At 66.9% G+C, this 17,764-nt stretch carries 14 protein-coding genes; 12 read left to right on the top strand and 2 right to left on the bottom strand.

Annotation, left to right across the window (positions count from 1 at the left end; genetic code table 11):
- From JOF44_RS04365 to JOF44_RS04345, 5 genes are all read left to right on the top strand, one after another.
- Positions 1-624: an isochorismatase family protein gene (locus JOF44_RS04365; RefSeq protein ID WP_101642758.1), complete on the top strand. Its 624-nt coding sequence runs from the start codon at positions 1-3 to the stop codon at positions 622-624.
- Positions 621-2,522, top strand: a complete 1,902-nt coding sequence (locus JOF44_RS04360; RefSeq protein WP_209887824.1) for an anthranilate synthase family protein — start codon at positions 621-623, stop codon at positions 2,520-2,522. The genes JOF44_RS04365 and JOF44_RS04360 overlap by 4 nt, the downstream gene beginning before the upstream one ends.
- Positions 2,497-3,333 carry a PhzF family phenazine biosynthesis isomerase gene (locus tag JOF44_RS04355; RefSeq protein ID WP_168216766.1) on the top strand — a complete coding sequence of 279 codons (837 nt, stop codon included), beginning with the start codon at positions 2,497-2,499 and terminating at the stop codon, positions 3,331-3,333. Before JOF44_RS04360 ends, JOF44_RS04355 begins: the two co-directional genes overlap by 26 nt.
- A 19-nt stretch (positions 3,334-3,352) precedes the next feature.
- Positions 3,353-3,988: a pyridoxal 5'-phosphate synthase gene (locus JOF44_RS04350; protein ID WP_209887822.1), complete on the top strand. Its 636-nt coding sequence runs from the start codon at positions 3,353-3,355 to the stop codon at positions 3,986-3,988.
- A gap of 1,185 nt (positions 3,989-5,173) precedes the next feature.
- Positions 5,174-5,473 (top strand): antibiotic biosynthesis monooxygenase family protein, encoded by a 300-nt coding sequence (locus tag JOF44_RS04345; RefSeq protein ID WP_009883830.1) that lies wholly within the window; start codon positions 5,174-5,176, stop codon positions 5,471-5,473.
- 76 nt (positions 5,474-5,549) lie between these two features.
- On the opposite strand, the gene JOF44_RS04340 is transcribed toward JOF44_RS04345, so the two are convergent.
- Entirely contained in the window at positions 5,550-6,095 is a 546-nt protein-coding gene (locus tag JOF44_RS04340; protein ID WP_209887820.1) for an ABC transporter ATP-binding protein, read from the bottom strand.
- 147 nt (positions 6,096-6,242) lie between these two features.
- Here JOF44_RS04340 and JOF44_RS04335 point away from each other — a divergent pair, with 147 nt between their 5' ends.
- From JOF44_RS04335 to JOF44_RS04310, 6 genes are all read left to right on the top strand, one after another.
- Entirely contained in the window at positions 6,243-7,229 is a 987-nt protein-coding gene (locus tag JOF44_RS04335; RefSeq protein ID WP_209887818.1) for a TetR/AcrR family transcriptional regulator, read from the top strand.
- Between the two features lie 120 nt (positions 7,230-7,349).
- Positions 7,350-8,957: a phosphoglycerate dehydrogenase gene (gene serA, locus JOF44_RS04330; RefSeq protein WP_209887817.1), complete on the top strand. Its 1,608-nt coding sequence runs from the start codon at positions 7,350-7,352 to the stop codon at positions 8,955-8,957.
- A 36-nt stretch (positions 8,958-8,993) separates the two neighbouring features.
- Positions 8,994-10,070, top strand: coding sequence for a 3-isopropylmalate dehydrogenase (locus JOF44_RS04325; RefSeq protein ID WP_209887815.1), 1,077 nt, complete (start codon positions 8,994-8,996; stop codon positions 10,068-10,070).
- Positions 10,071-10,109: 39 nt separating this feature from the next.
- A complete protein-coding gene (locus JOF44_RS04320) occupies positions 10,110-11,201 on the top strand; it encodes a branched-chain amino acid aminotransferase (RefSeq protein WP_209887812.1) in 1,092 nt (363 codons plus the stop codon).
- A gap of 7 nt (positions 11,202-11,208) precedes the next feature.
- Entirely contained in the window at positions 11,209-12,834 is a 1,626-nt protein-coding gene (cimA, locus tag JOF44_RS04315; RefSeq protein WP_245348847.1) for a citramalate synthase, read from the top strand.
- Positions 12,835-12,880: 46 nt separating this feature from the next.
- On the top strand, positions 12,881-13,417 hold the full coding sequence (locus JOF44_RS04310) for a glycine cleavage system transcriptional repressor (RefSeq protein WP_209887809.1): 537 nt from the start codon (positions 12,881-12,883) through the stop codon (positions 13,415-13,417).
- A gap of 60 nt (positions 13,418-13,477) precedes the next feature.
- Here JOF44_RS04310 and pbp4b read toward each other — a convergent pair whose 3' ends face one another.
- Positions 13,478-15,811: a penicillin binding protein PBP4B gene (gene pbp4b / locus JOF44_RS04305; RefSeq protein WP_209887806.1), complete on the bottom strand. Its 2,334-nt coding sequence runs from the start codon at positions 15,809-15,811 to the stop codon at positions 13,478-13,480.
- 588 nt (positions 15,812-16,399) lie between these two features.
- Here pbp4b and JOF44_RS04300 point away from each other — a divergent pair.
- Positions 16,400-17,662 carry an MFS transporter gene (locus JOF44_RS04300; protein WP_209887803.1) on the top strand — a complete coding sequence of 421 codons (1,263 nt, stop codon included), beginning with the start codon at positions 16,400-16,402 and terminating at the stop codon, positions 17,660-17,662.
- Positions 17,663-17,764: the final 102 nt, after the last annotated feature.

Here is a 17,764-nt window from a genome sequence, read left to right as displayed (position 1 = left end):
ATGAAACATACATTCACAACTACGTCATACGCGCAAGTCACTATCGCTGATGTGAAGACGCGCGGACCCGGATGGGCACTCGATTGGACCCGCGCGGCACTGCTCGTCCATGACATGCAGGAGTACTTCGTCCGGGCACTGCCAGTTGAGCCATCTCATCAGTTGCAAAGCAACGTCAGCCGGCTCGTACGTCTCGCCAGAGACCGAGGAGCGCCGCTGATCTACAGCGGTCAGCGTGGCGGGATGACCTTGGAAGAACGAGGACTCATGACGGACTTCTGGGGGCCTGGGATGGACGCAGACGAGGAGGACCGCCGCTTGGTCGACTCTGTTGAGCCTACGGAGCAGGACTCCCGAATTACGAAATGGCGCTATAGCGCCTTCACCCACACCGGCTTGGCAGAACTCCTCTCAGGTTTCGGCAAAGATCAGCTGATCGTCTGTGGGATTTACCTACATGTGGGCATCCTGGCAACTGCCATCGACTGCGTCGCCGAAGACATCCAGTGCTTCGTGATCGGAGATGCAACCGCAGACTTCAATCGAACTCTCCACATCGACACGCTGGAATATATCGGCGATCGATGCGGACAGATCAAGTTCATTGGAAGTGACCTGATATGAACTGCCAGGTTTCCGCCAGCCAGGCGTTGCAGATCATCAGCGAACACGAGACCAGCTACGCCCTGATACTGCGACAAGCGACCCCGGACTATATCGACCTGCTCATCTTCGACGCCAGCACCGTTGAGGACACGACTCAGATCGCCACCGACGATGAAGCCACCAAACTCGTACTCCTTCCTTACCGTTCGATCGAAGAACGTGGATTCTCCGCTCAAGACGACAAGCAACCAATCTTGACCTGCACGGTGTCTCAGCACTACGTCACAGACCGCGACGAATTCGAGAGCCTGGTCGCGGGACCAATAGGCCACGTGGAGAATTTCGAGTTCGATATCAGCGATGCGGAATACGCCGACATTGCCTCCGCCTCCATTGTCGAAGACATCGGCAGCGGCCTCGGGTCAAACTTCGTCCTAAAACGAACGCTTCAAGGAACGCTGAGCGATAGCAGTAACGCCTCACTACTCGGACTCTACAAGCGGCTGGTCCAACGCGAAGCAGGCGCCTATTGGACCTTTCTAGTCTCGTTGGAAGACAGAGTCTTCCAGGGGGCTTCTCCTGAGCGCCACGTGTCGCTTCATGACTCAATCGTAGCGATGACCCCCATCAGCGGAACTCTAAGAGCGGAAGGGCGTCGGCCGACAACACGCGAGGTCCAAGCGTTCTTAGCAGACCAGAAGGAAGCCGATGAACTCCTCATGGTGCTGGATGAGGAGCTGAAGATGATGGCCTCACTCTGCCCGGAAGGGGCCGCCGTAATCGGTCCACGCATTCGTCGAATGTCTAACGTCGTCCACACGGAGTTCGAAATCTCCGGTCGGACCTCCGCCAACATCGGCCGAGTGCTCAGATCGACCCTCCTAGCTCCAACAGTCGTGGGGAGCCCCCTGGAGAGCGCTACTCGCGTCATCCACAAGCGGGAGCCCTCGCCGCGCGGCTACTACAGCGGCGTGGTGGCTCTGGTCGAACCCGACGGCTGCGGAGGGCAATCTCTCGATTCAGCCATCCTCATCCGAACCGCCGAGATATCGCGATACGGCGACGTATGTATTTCGGCTGGCTCAACTATTGTGCGCCATTCAGATCCCGACTCCGAAGCGCAGGAGACTCGTGCCAAGACTGCGGGATTGCGACAGGTCTTTGAGGCTGAGGCTTCCCTTGACGCCTCCATTGGCCAGGCCATGACAGTTCGCCGCGCCGTAGTGTCCGACTTCTGGCTCAAGAGCACAACTGAGCGCGCACTCAACCGACATCGATTCAGCGGGCGGACATGCCTGATAGTGACCGCCGAAGACGACTTTACACACATGCTGGCTGTACTACTCAGATCCTTGGGATTCTACGTGGACGAACTACCAGCCCTCGACGTGGACGAACTCCCGGCTGACCGTGATCTGATTCTGTTCGGCCCTGGTCCCGGCAACCCCGAGAACAAGACCGATCAGCGCATCGTTTCTCTTCACCGGCTCATCCGGTCCGCGCTGTTGCAACGGCGACCGTTCCTCGCCGAGTGTTTGAGCCATCAGATACTCGCGCTAGAGCTTGGCTTGCCCATAGCTCGACTAGCGCAACCGCACCAAGGTGAGCAGATCGAACTTCCGCTTTGGAATCGACAAGCGACACTGGGGTTCTACAACACATACACCGCTCGTTCCCTAACCCCCTTCGTCCATTCCAATCCCGCAAGGCATGTCCGGGCGATCCTGCACCCTGACTCCGAGGACGTCGCAGTACTCAGCGGTACGGCGTTTGCCTCGACCCAGTTCCACATTGAGTCAGTTCTGACTCACAACAATGATTGGCTGCTCGCTGAACTCATCGAGGGCGTACTCAGCCGTTCCGAAACGAGGACGACCAAGAAGGTGGACCGTGGAACATCAGTACCAATTAGTTGACGCGTTCGCCACCAGACCCCTGGTCGGTAACCCGGTCGCTGTGTTCCTCGACTCGTTCGACTTAGACCAAAGGACGATGCAAGACATCGCCGCCGAGTTTCAACTCTCGGAAGTCGTCTTTGTCGACAGGCCGAGAAGCGACCCGACGCGGGTGCAATGCAGAATATTCACCCCTGTGAACGAACTACCGTTCGCGGGCCACCCGCTCATCGGTGCAGCGCGAGTGCATCTGGACCGTCATCAACTCTCTAACGCAACGTTCACAACTCCGTCCGGGGCGGTAAGGATCTCCAAAGATCCGGCTGATACGAGTAGCGTGCAGATCACCCAAGCCATGCCCACTGAGATCGTGACCGAACATGCAGCTGAGCTGAAAGCCGCTCTAGGCACATCGAGCTTCGCTGGCCCGCCAGCGCTTTACGACGCGGGTGCCAGACATCTCGTAGTACCCATCAGGACCGTAAATGAGTTGATGGCGATACGCCCAGATCATCGCCGTCTCTCTATTTTCGAGGACATGGCGATCAACTGCTATGCCGCAGAAAACGGAGTCCTGTTCAATCGAATGTTCTCCCCGGCATATGGAGTCCAAGAAGATGCTGCCACCGGATCAGCCTGCGCACCAATAGCGCTACACGCGGTGTCGATCGGACTCCATGACTCACTACTCCGGGTTGAAGTCCGACAAGGGCACAAGCTCGGCAAAGATTGTCGGATGACAGTTTCGATTCGACAGGATCAAGAGCCGCAATGCGCTGTCTCCTTATCGGGAGCTACGGCTCTTGTCGCTCACGGCACGCTACTCGTATAAACCAGAACGGATCGAAGCAATGAATGACAATCTTTCGGAGACTCTCACAGGCCATATCGAGGTAGATTTCCCTGAGTATCTAGATCCACCTGGCGAGCCTTTCGAGCTAATGACCTCATGGCTGAAACGCGCCGTGCGTCTCGGGGTCCGCGAACCGCTAGCAATGGCGTTGGCTACCTCTACAAATGCGGGCCAGCCGTCTATCAGAACAGTAGCATTGGCGGAGCTCACGACCGCTGGCCTCATTTTCACGTCTCACTCCAACTCCCCTAAAGGCCAGGAAGCTCTGGCGAATCCGAAGGTGGCAGCGCTGTTTTACTGGCGTGAAACCAGCGAGCAGGTGTGCATCCGCGGTTCTATCCAATGCCTAGACGAGACCGTTGCCGACAGGATGTGGCAACGACGCCCCCTCGGCACACACGCGATGTCCGTTGCTTCCTGTCAAAGCCGTCCTCTAGGTGATGTTGAAGGCCTCCGCCAGACGGCCGTGCAACTCGCCGAGGATGCCCCATTACCGAGACCGGTAACCTATAGGGCTTTCGAGATTCAACCTTCCGACATCGAGTTCTGGGCAAACGGCCGTGACAGGCTGCATGAGCGACTGCTCTTCTCACGCCGGGGATCTGACTGGGTGGTTTCGAGGCTTCAGCCGTGAACTCCTGCGCGTCACAGACGGACGATCTGGGCAGACGTTCTGATGATGATGAGGCTGCGCTCTCAGTGCGTAGCCTGATGAAGCGGCACTTTTCATCGCGTACGGGCTCGCCATTTTGGGTTGCGTCTCGTCCGTCATTGCCTTTTGACCCGCTGGAGGATGTACGAACCCCAGAGCAGTTGGATATGTTCACCGACTGGACAGGAGTGCCTGACGAGGCCAAGGGCTTGAGTCTCATTCCGGCTGGGCTTCCTCGTGCGGAGCGTATCGTCAGGGCTGGTTTTCGAGGCGCAGGTCTGCCCTTGCTGGAGCGTTGGCTTGATCAGCTGGTGACCTGGCGCGTATCGGGATACAGTAAACCACCTGCCCTTGGAGGGGATTGCACGCTAATTGCGTTAGCGCCGGACGCTCAATTTGCTATTGCCGTGAGTGCCGAGCGAGCTAGAAGGTTGGGGAGGCGTCCGTACCTTGTAGACCCCGATGAGGCGACCCTTCGGGAAGTCCCCATTGGTTCCTGCGACGAGGGTGCGCGTCAATGCTGGAGTGCTATGCCGGACGCTCAAGTCCGGTACATATCAACATCGCCGGGCTACCTCGTATCCCTCCTCGCCAATGCTCGTTTCAGTCGTGTATTGAGTCGGTCGGTTCGTCATGTCGCTATCTACGTAGACTGGGAACACGAAGATCTCGCGTTCGCTGCATTGCATGCAGTTCCTGAACACGTGGAGGTCAGCCTTGTTGTCAGTGTTCCTGAAGCAGTAGCTGAATTTAGGACCGGCCTGGTTCGCCGGGAGGATAATACGTTCAAGTTCCATGGGTTTGATCCGCACATATCTGTGACCTGGGGGAAGTTGGGTGACGATTCTGATTCCTGCTCCGAACCGCGGTCCGATCTCCGGGTTACTCATCTAAGCCGGTGGGGGTTCTTGCCAGGAGTGAGGGTCAAGACTGAGCGCGTTGCCTACAGTCTCGGTCGCACACCCGCGGGCTTCGGGGTGCGTCGTCACTGACGCGCAACGGGGTCGCTCTAGCCCGCTCTGACCGTCGAGGAGCAGCGAGACGTCCTACACGCCTCACACTCTCGTCAGCTAGCTCGTCTGTCTACTAGGCGCGGAAGCAGTGCCCCCGGAACTCGGCTCCATGTGAATCGACTCCGGTCGAACTCGAACCCAACGGAGGATCGCAATGTCCAATCCAGTCACTTTCGTCAACGTCATCGACGTCGAGCCGGAGAAGCAGCCGGAACTCGTCGAGCTGCTGAAGGAGGGTACCGAGAAGGTGATGAAGCACCGGCCCGGTTTCATCTCTGTCACCCTGCTCGCCAGCGCCGACAAGACGCGCGTGCTCAACGTGGCCCAGTGGGAGTCTGCCGATGATGTCAAGGCGACCCAGTCCGACCCGGAGGCGGCTGAGTACGCCAAGAAGACCGCGGGCATCGCGAAGGCGAGCCCTGGTCTTTACCAGGTTGTGGGTGAGTACAAGTAACCCAGCCACCGTCGAACCCGGGGTGTGAGCGACACATCGCTCACACCCCGGACTTCGCACAGCTCAACTGTCTTCGTCATGCCGCCAGCTTGAAGTCGGTACACTGGAGATACGAAGCACGATACGTATCACCCTTGAGCATGTTCGGCTCGTCCAAGAACAGGATGGCGGGCTGGGCGATGAGCGAGGCGGCCAGATCGAGTCGACGCCGCATGCCCCCGGAGTAGGTGGCCACGGTGCGCCGCCCCGCCGGTGCGAGGCCGAACTGCTCGAGCAGCTCGTCGGCGCGGCCCGGAGCCGTGCGTCCGAGGCCCAGGAGCCTGCCGAGCATGGCGAGATTCTCCCGTCCCGTCAGGAGGTCGTCGAGCGTGGTCTCCTGCCCGGTCGCGGCGATGAGGCGTCGGGCTTCGCGCGGAGCGCGGACCACGTCCACGCCCGCGATGCGTGCGCTGCCGGAGTCCGGACGTACGAGGGTGGTGAGGATCGAGACGAGGGTGGTCTTGCCGGCGCCGTTCGGGCCGAGCAGGGCGAACACGCCGCCGTCGAGGGTGAGGTCCAGATGGTCCAGGACGGGATCGCGATAGGACTTCGTGATCCCGGAGATCTCGAGGGGGACACCCATGGCCGCTCCAATCTGTGTGTGTCACATGCTGTATGCGCGATAAACAGTATGTAGCGCACGCAGTGGGCGCACAAGAGGTGGGCGGAGGAACTGTGTGTGACGTACGCTGAAGCGTCAGGGGTCTCGCCAGGAGCAGGAGGAATGAGGATGGCCGGGCAGGATCATGAGGGGGCCTCGCGATTGGTGGCGATGGCCTGGGGTCTCGTGGCGGCGCCGCAGCGTGGCCCCCGACGCGAGCTGAGCCATGAGCGCATCGTCGAGGCCGCCATCGAGATCGCCGATGCCGAGGGTCTGGCCGCGGTGACCATGCAGCGCGTCGCCCGGGCGTTCGACTTCACGACGATGGCGCTGTATCGCTACGTCTCCTCGAAGGACGACCTCCAGCGGCTCATGCTCGACGGGGTCACCGGGGGTGGGACGTGGGCGATCGACGACGAGGACTGGCGGGCGGGCCTCGAGCAGTGGATGCGGATCGTGGTCGGGATCTACCGCAGCCACCCGTGGTCCCTGGACATCCCGCTGTCGCACGAGACCATGCTCATGCCGGGGCAGGTCCGTGCCGTCGACGCCGGAATGCGGGCGATGCGCTCGCTGCCGGCCACCGACGACGACAAGCTGGCCGTGCTGATGCTGCTGGCCGTCAACGCCCGCGGGTTCGCCTCGCTGGGGCGGGAGATGGACGGCCCGGAGGAGGACGTGGTCCTGGCGACCCGTGGCCTGCTGCAGGAGATCGTCGTCGACGGCCGGTTCCCCGACGCCCAGGCCGTCATCGAATCCGGCGCGTACTTCGGGGGTGAAGAGCCGGAGGGCGAGGGGGGTGCGGAGGACGAGGACATCGGTGTCGCCCTCTCGCTGCTGATGCCGGGCATCGAGAGGACGTTCGAGGCCGGCTCTGTGGCGGGGGAGCACGAGCTCGCGCCGTCCGACCCGGCGCGGAGCCCCGAGGGGGAGCTCGCCGCCGCGGAGGCCGAGCTCGCCGCGGTGACCGCGCTGCGCAAGGTCACCCAGCGTCGGGCGCGGGAGCTGGAGAAGCGGGAGGGTCGGGTGCGGGCGGACCGCGATCGCGCGAGGATGCGGGCGAAAGAGGCGGCCAAGGCCTCGGCGAGGAGGGCGTCGGAGGAGGATCGGGGCTGACGGGGGCGGGCCGTCTCGGATCCTGGCCTGTGTGACCGCATGGCGGACAGCGGCGTAGGCTCTCCTCGGTCCGGGCGACGGCACGCCCGACAGTCACCACCCGACCCGGAGGTACATCCCATGACGCGACCCGTCGTGCTGCTCGCCGAAGAACTCTCGCCCGCCACCATCGAGGTCTTCGGCGACGATGCCGACGTCCGCCATGTCGACGGCACCGACCGTGCCGCCCTCCTGACCGCCGTCTCCGGGGCCGACGCCCTGCTGGTCCGCTCCGCGACCCAGGTCGACGCCGAGGTGTTCGCCGCCGCGAAGCAGTTGAAGGTCGTCGCCCGTGCCGGCGTCGGACTGGACAACGTCGACGTCTCGGCCGCCACCGCCGCCGGGGCCATGGTCATCAACGCCCCCACCTCCAACATCACCTCCGCCGCCGAGCTCGCGGTCGCCCTGATCCTGACCTCGCTGCGCAACCTCGGCCGCGCCGACGCCTCCGTGAAGGCCGGGAAGTGGGAGCGCAAGCAGCTCGCCGGCGTCGAGCTGCTGGGCAAGACCGTCGGCGTGGTGGGCTTCGGTCGCATCGGCCAGCTGGTCGCCGAGCGCCTGGCACCCTTCGGCGTGCAGCTGCTCGCCTACGACCCCTATGTCAGTCCCACCCGGGCCGCCGAGCTCGGCGCCCGCGTGGTGGAGCTCGACGAGCTCATGGCCGAGGCCGACGTGGTCACGGTCCACATGCCCAAGACTCCCGAGACCACCGGCCTGATCGGTGCCGAGCAGTTCGCGCTCGCCAAGCCCTCCCTGCACATCGTCAACGCGGCCCGCGGCGGGCTGATCGACGAGGACGCGCTGTACGAGGCGCTGTCCACCGGACGCATCGCCGGTGCCGGGCTGGACGTGTACACCTCCGAGCCGCCCTCCACCTCCGCGAGCGCGCAGCGCCTGCTCGAGCTCGAGAACATCACCCTCACCCCGCACCTGGGCGCCTCCACGGCCGAGGCCCAGGAGAAGGCCGGAGTCGCCGTCGCGAAATCCGTGCGCCTGGCGCTGGCCGGCGAGCTCGTCCCCGACGCCGTGAACGTCGCCGGCGGTGCCATCGACGACGAGGTCCGTCCCGGCGTGGCCCTCGCCGACCGGCTGGGCCAGCTCTTCACCACGATCGCCGGGGAATCGCCCGAGCTGCTCGACATCGAGGTGCACGGAGAGATCGCCTCCCGCGACGTGACGGCGCTGAAGCTCTCCGCGCTGCGCGGCGCCTTCCGCTCCGTGGTGACCGAGCAGGTCAGCTACGTCAACGCTCCCGTCATCGCCGAGGAGCGCGGCATCACCGTCCAGCTGGTGACCGATGAGACCTCCGAGCGCTTCCGCAACGTCATCACCCTGCGCGGCACCCTGCGCGGCGGCGAGGTCGTCTCCGTCTCCGGCACCCTCAGCGGCGTCGACCAGGAGCACAAGCTCACCGAGGTCGCCGGCCATGCCCTGGACGTGCCCCTGAGCGACCACATGCTGCTGATCCGCTACGACGACGGCCCCGGCCTGATCGGCCAGTACGGCGCCGGGCTGGGGGAGGCCGGCGTGAACATCGCCGGCATGCAGGTCTCGCGCAAGGGCAACGTCCGCGGAGCCGAGGCCCTCGTGGTCCTCGACCTCGACGAGTCCGTCGACCGCGACCTGGCCGAGCGGATCGGCGAGCGCATCGGCGCCCACGCCATCCACGCCGTCGACCTCGTCTACTGACCCGCTGCCTGCGAAGACCCCAGAACCGGAGTTCCCATGAGTGATATCGACAGCCCCGTCCCGCCCGTGCTCAAGCTCGCCGTCATCGCTGGCGACGGCATCGGGAAGGAGGTCGTCCCGCAGGGCGTCCGCGCTCTGCGCGCCGCGCTGGAGCCCGTCGGCGTGAGCGTCGCGACCACCGAGTTCGACCTCGGCGCCGGCCGCTGGCACCGCACCGGCGAGACCCTCACCGACGAGGACATGGCGGCGCTGGCAGAGCACGACGCGATCCTGCTGGGCGCCGTGGGCGACCCCGACGTCCCCTCGGGCGTGCTCGAGCGGGGCCTGCTGCTGAAGCTCCGCTTCGGCTTCGACCACTACGTGAACCTGCGCCCCACCAAGCTGCTGCCGGGCGTGCCCTCCCCGCTCGTCGACCCCGGGGACATGGACTTCCTGGTGGTCCGTGAAGGCACCGAGGGCCCGTACGTCGGCAACGGCGGCTCGATGCGCACCGGCACCGCGCTGGAGGTCGCCACCGAGGTCTCCCTGAACACCGCCGTCGGCGTGGAGCGCGTGGTCCGCTACGCCTTCGAGCAGGCCGAGCAGCGCCGCAAGAAGCTGACCCTGGTCCACAAGCACAACGTGCTCGTCCACGCCGGTCACCTGTGGCGCCGGATCGTCGAGGAGGTCGGCGCCGAGCACCCCGAGGTCGCGGTGGACTACGCGCACGTCGATGCCGCGATGATCTACCTCGCCACCGATCCGGGCCGCTTCGACGTCATCGTCACGGACAACCTCTTCGGCGACATCGTCACCGATCTCGCGGCGGCCGTCGGCGGCGGCATCGGGCTCGCCGCGAGCGGCAACCTCAATCCCTCGGGCGCCTACCCCTCGATGTTCGAGCCCGTCCACGGCTCGGCCCCGGACATCGCCGGGAAGGACCTGGCCGACCCCACCGCCACGGTGCTCTCGGTCGCCCTGCTGCTGGACCATCTCGGCCACGTCGAGCCCGCCGCCGCGGTGCGCGCCGCCGTCGAATCGGACCTCGCCGCCCGCACCGGCCCCGACGCCGTGGCCGCACGCGGCACCACCGGGATCGGCGACGCCCTGGTGGCCGCGATCGCCGGCCGCTGACACACTGACCTGACCACCCCAGTCCCGAGGAGAGACCCCATGAGCGCGCTCGACTTCACCCAGACCGACCGGACTCGTCGCATCGGCGAGGACGAGCGCGCCCGGATCCTTGCCGACCCCGGGTTCGGTCAGTACTACACCGACTTCATGGCCCACGCGAGCTGGCGCGAGGGCAGCGGCTGGGACGGGGGAGAGGTGATCCCCTTCGGCCCGTTGTCGCTGTCCCCGGCCGCCGCGGTGCTGCACTACGGCCAGGAGATCTTCGAGGGGCTCAAGGCGTTCCGCCACGCCGACGGCTCGGTGTGGACCTTCCGCCCCGAGCGCAACGCCGAACGTCTTCAGCGCTCCGCCCGTCGCCTCGCGCTCCCGGAGCTGCCGAGCGAGGCCTTCCTGGCTTCGCTGCGGGCCGTCACCGCGGCCGACGAGCCCTGGGTGCCCGAGGCGACCAGCGAGGAGTCGCTGTACCTGCGACCGTTCATGTTCGCCTCCGAGGAGTTCCTGGGGGTGCGGGCCGCGCACGCCGTGGAGTACTACGTCATCGCCTCCCCGGCGGGGCCGTACTTCCCCCGCGGCGTCCAGCCGCTGGTCGTGTGGATCTCCGATGAGTACGCCCGCGCCGGTGCCGGGGGCACCGGGGCCGCCAAGTGCGGCGGCAACTACGCCTCCTCCCTGCTGGGCAAGCGGGAGGCCGCCGAGCAGGGCGCCGACGAGATCCTCTTCCTGGACTCCGAGACCCACACCAGCATCGACGAGCTCTCGGGGATGAACGTCTTCGCGGTCACCGCCGATGGGCGCCTGCTGACTCCGACGCTGACCGGATCGATCCTCGAGGGTGTCACCCGCGAGTCGATCCTGCGCCTGGCCGCTGACCGCGGCCTGGAGCCGATCGAGCAGAAGCTGGACGTGAGCGAGGTCCTCGCCCAGCTCGGCTCGGGGGAGATCACGGAGATGTTCGCCTGCGGCACCGCGGCGGTCATCAACCCCATCGGCGAGTTCCGCGCCCACGGCGGCTCCTGGACCGTGGGCGACGGCGGCTCCGGCGAGGTCACCCTGGCACTGCGCCAGGAGCTCACCGACATCCAGTACGGCCGGATCCCGGACCGTCACGGCTGGCTGACCCGACTGGTCTGAGGGCGCGATGTCCATGATGCAGCACAGCGCTCCCATCCCCGCCTTCCACGTCTACGACACGACCCTGCGGGACGGCTCCCAGCAGGAGGGCCTGACCCTCTCGGTCGCCGACAAGCTCGCCGTCGCCCGTCTCCTGGACGAGCTGGGCGTGACCTACATCGAGGGCGGATGGCCCGGCGCCGTCCCCCGGGACACCGAGTTCTTCGACCGCGCGGCCGCAGAGCTCGAGCTGAGCACGGCACGTCTGGCCGCCTTCGGCGCCACGCGCAAGGCCGGGGTCCCCGTCGCCGAGGACGCCCAGGTGGCCGCGCTGCTGGCCTCCGGGGCTCCGACCATCACCCTGGTCGCCAAATCGGACCTCCGCCATGTCCACGGCGCGCTGCGCACCACGGGTGAGGAGAACCTCGCCATGGTCGCCGAGACCGTGGCGCACCTGGTCGGGCAGGGCCGGGAGGTGTTCGTGGACGTCGAGCACTTCTTCGACGGGTTCGGCCATGACCCCGACTACACAGCCTCCGTCGTGGCCGCCGCCTACGACGCCGGAGCCGAGGTCGTCGTCCTATGCGACACCAACGGCGGGATGCTCCCGCACCAGATCACCGAGATCGTCGAGGACCTGCGGGCCCGGCTGACCGCCGCCGGCCACGCCGACGCGCGGCTGGGGGTCCACACCCACAATGACTCCGGCTGCGCGGTCGCCAACGCGCTGACGGCGGTGCGCGCCGGGATCACCCACATCCAGGGCTGCGTGAACGGCTACGGGGAGCGCACCGGCAACGCCGACCTGCTCACGCTGCTCGCGGACCTGCAGCTGAAGATGGACCTGGACCTGGTGCCGCCGGAGACCTTCGCGGAGACCACCCGCATCGCGCACGCGATCGGGGAGATCGTGAACATGCCGGTGACCCCGCGCGCCCCGTACGTCGGGGCGAGCGCCTTCGCCCACAAGGCCGGGCTGCACGCCAGTGCGATCCGCGTGGACCCGGACCTGTACCAGCACATCGATCCGCGCGCCATCGGCAACGACATGCGCATGATCATCTCGGACATGGCCGGCCGCGCCTCCATCGAGCTCAAGGGGCGCGAGCTCGGCTTCGACCTCGCTGGTGATCCCGACCTGCTCACCCGCCTGGCCACCACGGTCAAGCAGCGCGAGGCGGTGGGCTACTCCTACGAGGCGGCCGACGCCTCCTTCGAGCTGCTCCTGCTGGACCAGCTCGGCGAGGTGCCCCGCTACGTCGAGGTGGAGTCCTGGCGCGCCACCTCCCAGCAGGGCCGTGACGGCACGCTGGAGACCGAGGCGACCGTGAAGCTGGTCGGCGGCGCCCACGGCGAGCAGGAGCGGAAGGTGGCCATCGCCGAGGGGAACGGCCCCGTCAACGCCCTGGACCTCGCGCTGCGGGCGGCGCTGCGCGACACGTTCCCGATGGTCGACGAGTTCGAGCTGCAGGATTTCAAGGTGCGCATCCTGGACGCGCAGCACGGCACCGACGCCACCACTCGGGTCCTCGTGCGCACGTCGGGCCGCGGCCTCGAGTTCCAGACCGTGGGCGTGGGACCGAATGTCATCGAGGCCTCCTGGGAGGCGATCTTCGACGCCTACGCTTACGGGCTGTACAAATCCGGCGTCTGATCTCCTCCCGGACCTCCCCCGCACGGCGAGGCGCTAGCCTGGGCCCATGACGACCTACGTGCTCACCGCCATCGGAGACGACCGCCCCGGCCTCGTCGCCGCCCTCGCCGCCGCCGTCGACGAGCACGGAGGCAACTGGGTCGACAGCCAGCTCGCCCTGCTGGCCGGGAAGTTCGCCGGCATCGTCCAGGTCGAGCTGCCCGACGGCGAGGTCGAGGCCTTCCTCGCCGCTCTGCCCGCCCTGGCCGACGAGGTGGGTCTGGACGTGGAGGCGAGCGCCGCGGGCGCCGACGGCTCCGGAGCGGCCCACGCGGTCGAGGGCGTCCCCTTCCGGCTGCGCCTGCTGGGCCAGGACCGCACGGGCATGGTCCGCGAGGTCACCTCGGCCCTCACCTCCCAGGGAGCCACCATCGATGCCCTGCGCAGCTGGGCCCGGGAGGCCCCCGAGGGCGGCGGCATGCTGTTCGAGGCGGAGGCCGAGGTGCGACTGCCCGGTGGCGTCGAGGCGGACGGGGTCCGCGACGCGCTCGAGCGGATCGCCGCCGAGCTGATGGTCGACCTCGAGCTCGACGCCGCGGAGTGACCCACCGCGGGGTCCGGCCCACCGCGGATCGACCTGCCGCGGACCGGAGCGGACCGTCCCTCAGCCGATCGCGGCGAGGATCTCCTCCGTCCGGCGGTGCAGGTCCTCCCTCGCGGTGTCGGTCAGGGTGTCGGGATTCTTCGGGTCCTCGAGATGCTGCAGCACCTGCTGCAGGGCTGCGACGGCCGGTCGCGTGCGCCCCGCGGTCAGATGGTCCTTCGCGCGGGAGACGGCGTCCTGCAGCTGGTGGGCGATCGGACCGGCCACCTCACCCGCGGCGATGTGGTCCTCCAGCGCCGCCTCGAGGCCGGCGAGGGTCGGCGTCCGCGTGGTCGTGGTGGACAGGGCGCGGTAGACGCGCGCGGTGATCGGGACCAGGTCCGAGACCGCGTACTCGGCGCCGGCGAAGCCGTTCGGCGGATCGATCACGGGGGAGTGGCGCATGTTCGTGAGGATCGTGATCGTCATGTCGTGCAGGGGATCGATGACGGTGAGCGTGCCGGTCCACCCCTGGTGCCCGACAGTGCTGCGGCTGGGGCCCCAGTTGAAGTAGTAGTAGGCGGCGGCGCTTCGGGAGTGCACCCGCCATCCGAGCCCGATCGTGGAGGTGTCGGCGTCGGCGGGATCCGGGGCGAACGGCGTCGTGAACTCGTCGATGACATCGCCGGTGAAGTACTGACGACCGGCGTGGATCCCGTCGTTGAGCATCAGCTGCGTCAGCACGGCCATGTCCGACGTGGTGGAGAACAGGCCGGCATGGCCCGCGACGCCGGCCATGGCGTAGAAGGCCTTCTCGTCATGGACCTCACCGCGCAGGGTGTGGTCGCGGATGCGGACCTCGCTGCCGTCGGGGTGGGTCCCGAAGGAGACGTTCCCGTCGCGCGTGTTGCCGTTGAGCTCCGTCGCGGCAACGTCGTGCGGGTCCACGCCGCTGTCCAGAGGCCGGTAGCAGGTCCCCGTCAGCCCGAGCGGCTCGTAGAACTCCTCGGCCAGGTACTCGTCCAGGCGCCGGCCCGTCACCTGCTCCACGATCAGCCCGAGGATCATGAAGTCCACGTCGCTGTAGGCGAACCTCGTGCGCGGTGCGTACATCAGCGGGGTCCGGCAGATCGCGTCGATGATGCCGCTGCGGTCCCCGGCATCGGTGGTCTGATACCACAGCTCGCCCGCCACCAGCAGGTTCTGGTACTGCGGGTCAGGGATCAGTCCTCCGCGGTGGTGCAGGAGGTCCCGGATCGTGATCGTGTCCTTGCCGGTATGGGCCTGCTCGATCCCGCCCTCGCCGCCGACGGTCCAGTCGCCCGTGTACTCGGTGGACTCGTCGCGGAAGGCCTCCCACCCGGGCAGGCTCGCCACGGGGCTGTCCAGATCGAGTCGTCCCTGGCTCACCAGGCGCTGCAGCGCATAGTTCGTCGCATACATCTTGGTGTTGGAGGCGAGGTCGAAAAGCGTGTCCGTGGTCGCCGGCTCCCACCGGTCCTCGGGCAGCAGCTCGGCGGGCAGCGTCTCGCCGCCGGAGTCGTGGGTGGAGTATCGCAGGGCGTACCCGTAGGCATCCTCCTTGATCACCTTGCCGCTCCGGGCCACGATCAGGGCGACGGCAGGGCTGCCGTCCTCCACCTGCCCTTCGATGAAGGAGTCCAGCTCGGCGAGCCGGTCCTCGTCGAAGCCCACCGCGCTCGGTGCGGCGCTGCGCAGGACGTCATGCGCGACGTCGACCGGTATGAGCAGGAGATGCTCCGTCCCGAGGCTGAGGGTGCGCACCTGGAACAGGCGCTCGAGGGCGCCGAACGAGAGGCGGTACGTATCGCCGGAGCGGTGGCCGTCGACGTCGTCGAAGACGAGATCGGTGTACGCGCGCAGCATGTTGCCGGTGACGTTCGATCCGATCCGGTCCCGATCCACGGCGATCTCGTAGTGGTCCCGGCCGCGATGGATGGTGAGGATCTCGAGCGTGCCGGCCCCGGCGCCGTCGAACTCGTAGCCGTTGGTGCCGTACTCATAGGTCAGGTCGAGGAGCTCGGCGAGGTCCTCCACCGCCACGTACGGAGTGTCCTGGCGCGTGGTGACGTCGCGAGCCGCGATCGTCCGCGGTGCGGAGTAGACATGCGGATCGGCGTCGATCACCCACACCTCGGCGCGTCCTCCGGCGGCCTGCACGTAGCGGAGGTCGTCGGGGAACACTGCGTCGGTGCGCACCGTGAAGCCCAGGTGACCCTGCGGCGGGGTGTCGGAGAACGAGAACGTGTACGTCATCCCGAACTCGTCGCGCTCCACCCCGGTCCGGGCGCCGCCCTCGCCCGTGAGCGCGACCGCCCGCACCGCGTCGTCGTACTTCCAGGTGGGGGAGTAGTAGTGGACCACCAGCTCACCGCTGCCGGTGGGCTCTGCCATCGCCGGGCGCGCCGTCAGGAGCGCTGCCGCCCCCAGAGTGGCGCCGACGAAACCTCGTCGAGTCAGGGACACTGCGTTCTCGCTCTCCGCACGGTCCGGACCACATCCGGCCGGCATGCGCTCGATCGTCGTCGCCGACATGTCGTCGCCGTCATGCCGCGGGGCCTCCCGCGTGAAACGCATCACAGCAGGAGGTCGCCCGCCCACTAGACCTGACGGACCGGAGCCTGTCAACTGCGCCTGCGTGCGCCGCCGTCGCTGCCAGCTGCCAGCTGCCAGCTGCCAGCTGCCAGCTGCCAACTGTCGGGCGCCGGGCGCCGGGTGCCGAGCGCCGGCGTTCGGTCGGCGGCTGCGCGAATTACGACCCGTCGATGTTTCGTAATTCGGTTTCCTGTGGAATTCCGAAGGACCTGGGTCCCGGCGATCAGGGGGCGGACGAAATGCGCGCCGAAAGCGGTGTATTTCGGGACCGAAGTCCTCTAGTCTGGGGCCACGGGTCCTGGAAGCTGGCTCCAGCCGATCCTCGAGTCGCGCGGCGTCAGGATGCCCCGGGCCCCCGCCCTCGTCCTTGAGCGTGGAGAACCGCCGATGCCTTCGTCCGCACCGCCCCCGATCACCGACTCCGCCGACGTTCCCGATGACCCTGCGGCCGTGCCCCCCGGTGCCTGGCGTGCGCTGGCCCTGGTCACGCTCGGATTCGTCGTCAACTTCTGGGCGTGGGCGCTGCTCAGTCCACTGGGGCCGGTCTACGTCGAGCGCGGTCTGACGGCGGACGCGTCGCTGATCGTGGCGATCCCCGTGCTGGTCGGATCCCTGGGCCGCATCGCCCTGGGGGCGCTGACCGACCGCTTCGGGGGCCACGCGATGTTCCCCCTGGTCTCGCTGATCACCGTCGTTCCTGTGCTGTACCTGGGATTCCTCGCACAATATACGTACCCCTCGCTGTTGATCGGCGGATTCTTCCTCGGAATTGCCGGGACGACGTTCGCGATCGGGGTGCCGTACGTGAACTCCTGGTTCCCGCCCGCCAAGCGCGGCATGGCCACGGGTCTGTACGGCGCAGGCATGGGCGGTACCGCGATCAGCGCCTTCACCACCGTCCCGCTCCTTGACACTTTCGGCGACAGCACGCCCTTCGTGATCACCGCCGCGGCCCTGATCGCGTACGCCGTGGTGGGCCGGTTGCTGATGCGCAACGCCCCCTCCTGGAAGCCCTCGCGCAAGAGCATCCTCGCCCAGACGGCCGTGGTCATGAAGCTCACCGTCACCTGGCAGGCGTGCTACCTGTACGCGCTGTCCTTCGGCGGGTACGTCGCCTTCTCCGTCTTCCTGCCCACCATGCTGCAGAACTGGTACGGCCTCGTAGCCACCGATGCCTCCTTCCGGATGGCCGGCTTCGTGATCGTCGCGGTCATCGCCCGCCCGTTCGGCGGCATCCTCTCGGACCGCTTCGGAGCCGCCAGAACCCTGCTGGTCTCCTACAGCGCGGTGTCCCTGGCCGCCTTCGCCCTCGCCTTCCAACCTGCGCTGATGCCACTGGGCACGATCGACTTCATCGTGATGGCGGCAGGCCTGGGGCTGGGTTCCGGGGCCGTGTTCGCCCTCGTCTCCCAGAGCAGCGATCCCTCGATCGTCGGCTCGGTCACGGGCTTCGTCGGTGCGGCCGGAGGACTGGGCGGATTCGTTCCGCCGCTGGTCATGGCGGCCATCCAAGCCGACACCGGCAGCTACTCCCTCGGCATCGTCCTGCTGCTGATGGCGACCCTCGGCGCCGTGGCCGTGACCATCGCCGTCGCGCGGGGCGCCCGGGCGTCCGCTCCCAGCGCCCCCAGCGCTCCCGGCTCCGGGTAGCGGCGGCCACCACCCGCATCCACCTCTCGCATCCCCCGTTCCGGCCCAGGAGATCTCCCATGACAGTCCACGATCCCGATGCCCGCCGTACCGCGCGGAAGG

This window comes from Brachybacterium fresconis (assembly GCF_017876515.1).
GTDB classification, from domain to species: Bacteria; Actinomycetota; Actinomycetes; order Actinomycetales; family Dermabacteraceae; genus Brachybacterium; species Brachybacterium fresconis.
Note: the sequence above shows the minus strand (reverse complement) of the source record. Positions and strands in the feature narration are given on the sequence as shown.

What these genes read in the sequence shown, in the direction of transcription:
- JOF44_RS04365 (WP_101642758.1), top strand. Translation starts at nt 1, where the DNA reads ATGAAACATACATTCACAACTACGTCATACGCGCAAGTCACTATCGCT.
- JOF44_RS04360 (WP_209887824.1), top strand. Translation starts at nt 621, where the DNA reads ATGAACTGCCAGGTTTCCGCCAGCCAGGCGTTGCAGATCATCAGCGAA.
- JOF44_RS04350 (WP_209887822.1), top strand. Translation starts at nt 3,353, where the DNA reads ATGAATGACAATCTTTCGGAGACTCTCACAGGCCATATCGAGGTAGAT.
- JOF44_RS04345 (WP_009883830.1), top strand. Translation starts at nt 5,174, where the DNA reads ATGTCCAATCCAGTCACTTTCGTCAACGTCATCGACGTCGAGCCGGAG.
- JOF44_RS04340 (WP_209887820.1), bottom strand. Translation starts at nt 6,095, where the DNA reads ATGGGTGTCCCCCTCGAGATCTCCGGGATCACGAAGTCCTATCGCGAT.
- JOF44_RS04335 (WP_209887818.1), top strand. Translation starts at nt 6,243, where the DNA reads ATGGCCGGGCAGGATCATGAGGGGGCCTCGCGATTGGTGGCGATGGCC.
- serA (WP_209887817.1), top strand. Translation starts at nt 7,350, where the DNA reads ATGACGCGACCCGTCGTGCTGCTCGCCGAAGAACTCTCGCCCGCCACC.
- JOF44_RS04325 (WP_209887815.1), top strand. Translation starts at nt 8,994, where the DNA reads ATGAGTGATATCGACAGCCCCGTCCCGCCCGTGCTCAAGCTCGCCGTC.
- JOF44_RS04320 (WP_209887812.1), top strand. Translation starts at nt 10,110, where the DNA reads ATGAGCGCGCTCGACTTCACCCAGACCGACCGGACTCGTCGCATCGGC.
- cimA (WP_245348847.1), top strand. Translation starts at nt 11,209, where the DNA reads ATGTCCATGATGCAGCACAGCGCTCCCATCCCCGCCTTCCACGTCTAC.
- JOF44_RS04310 (WP_209887809.1), top strand. Translation starts at nt 12,881, where the DNA reads ATGACGACCTACGTGCTCACCGCCATCGGAGACGACCGCCCCGGCCTC.
- pbp4b (WP_209887806.1), bottom strand. Translation starts at nt 15,811, where the DNA reads ATGGCAGAGCCCACCGGCAGCGGTGAGCTGGTGGTCCACTACTACTCC.
- JOF44_RS04300 (WP_209887803.1), top strand. Translation starts at nt 16,400, where the DNA reads ATGCCTTCGTCCGCACCGCCCCCGATCACCGACTCCGCCGACGTTCCC.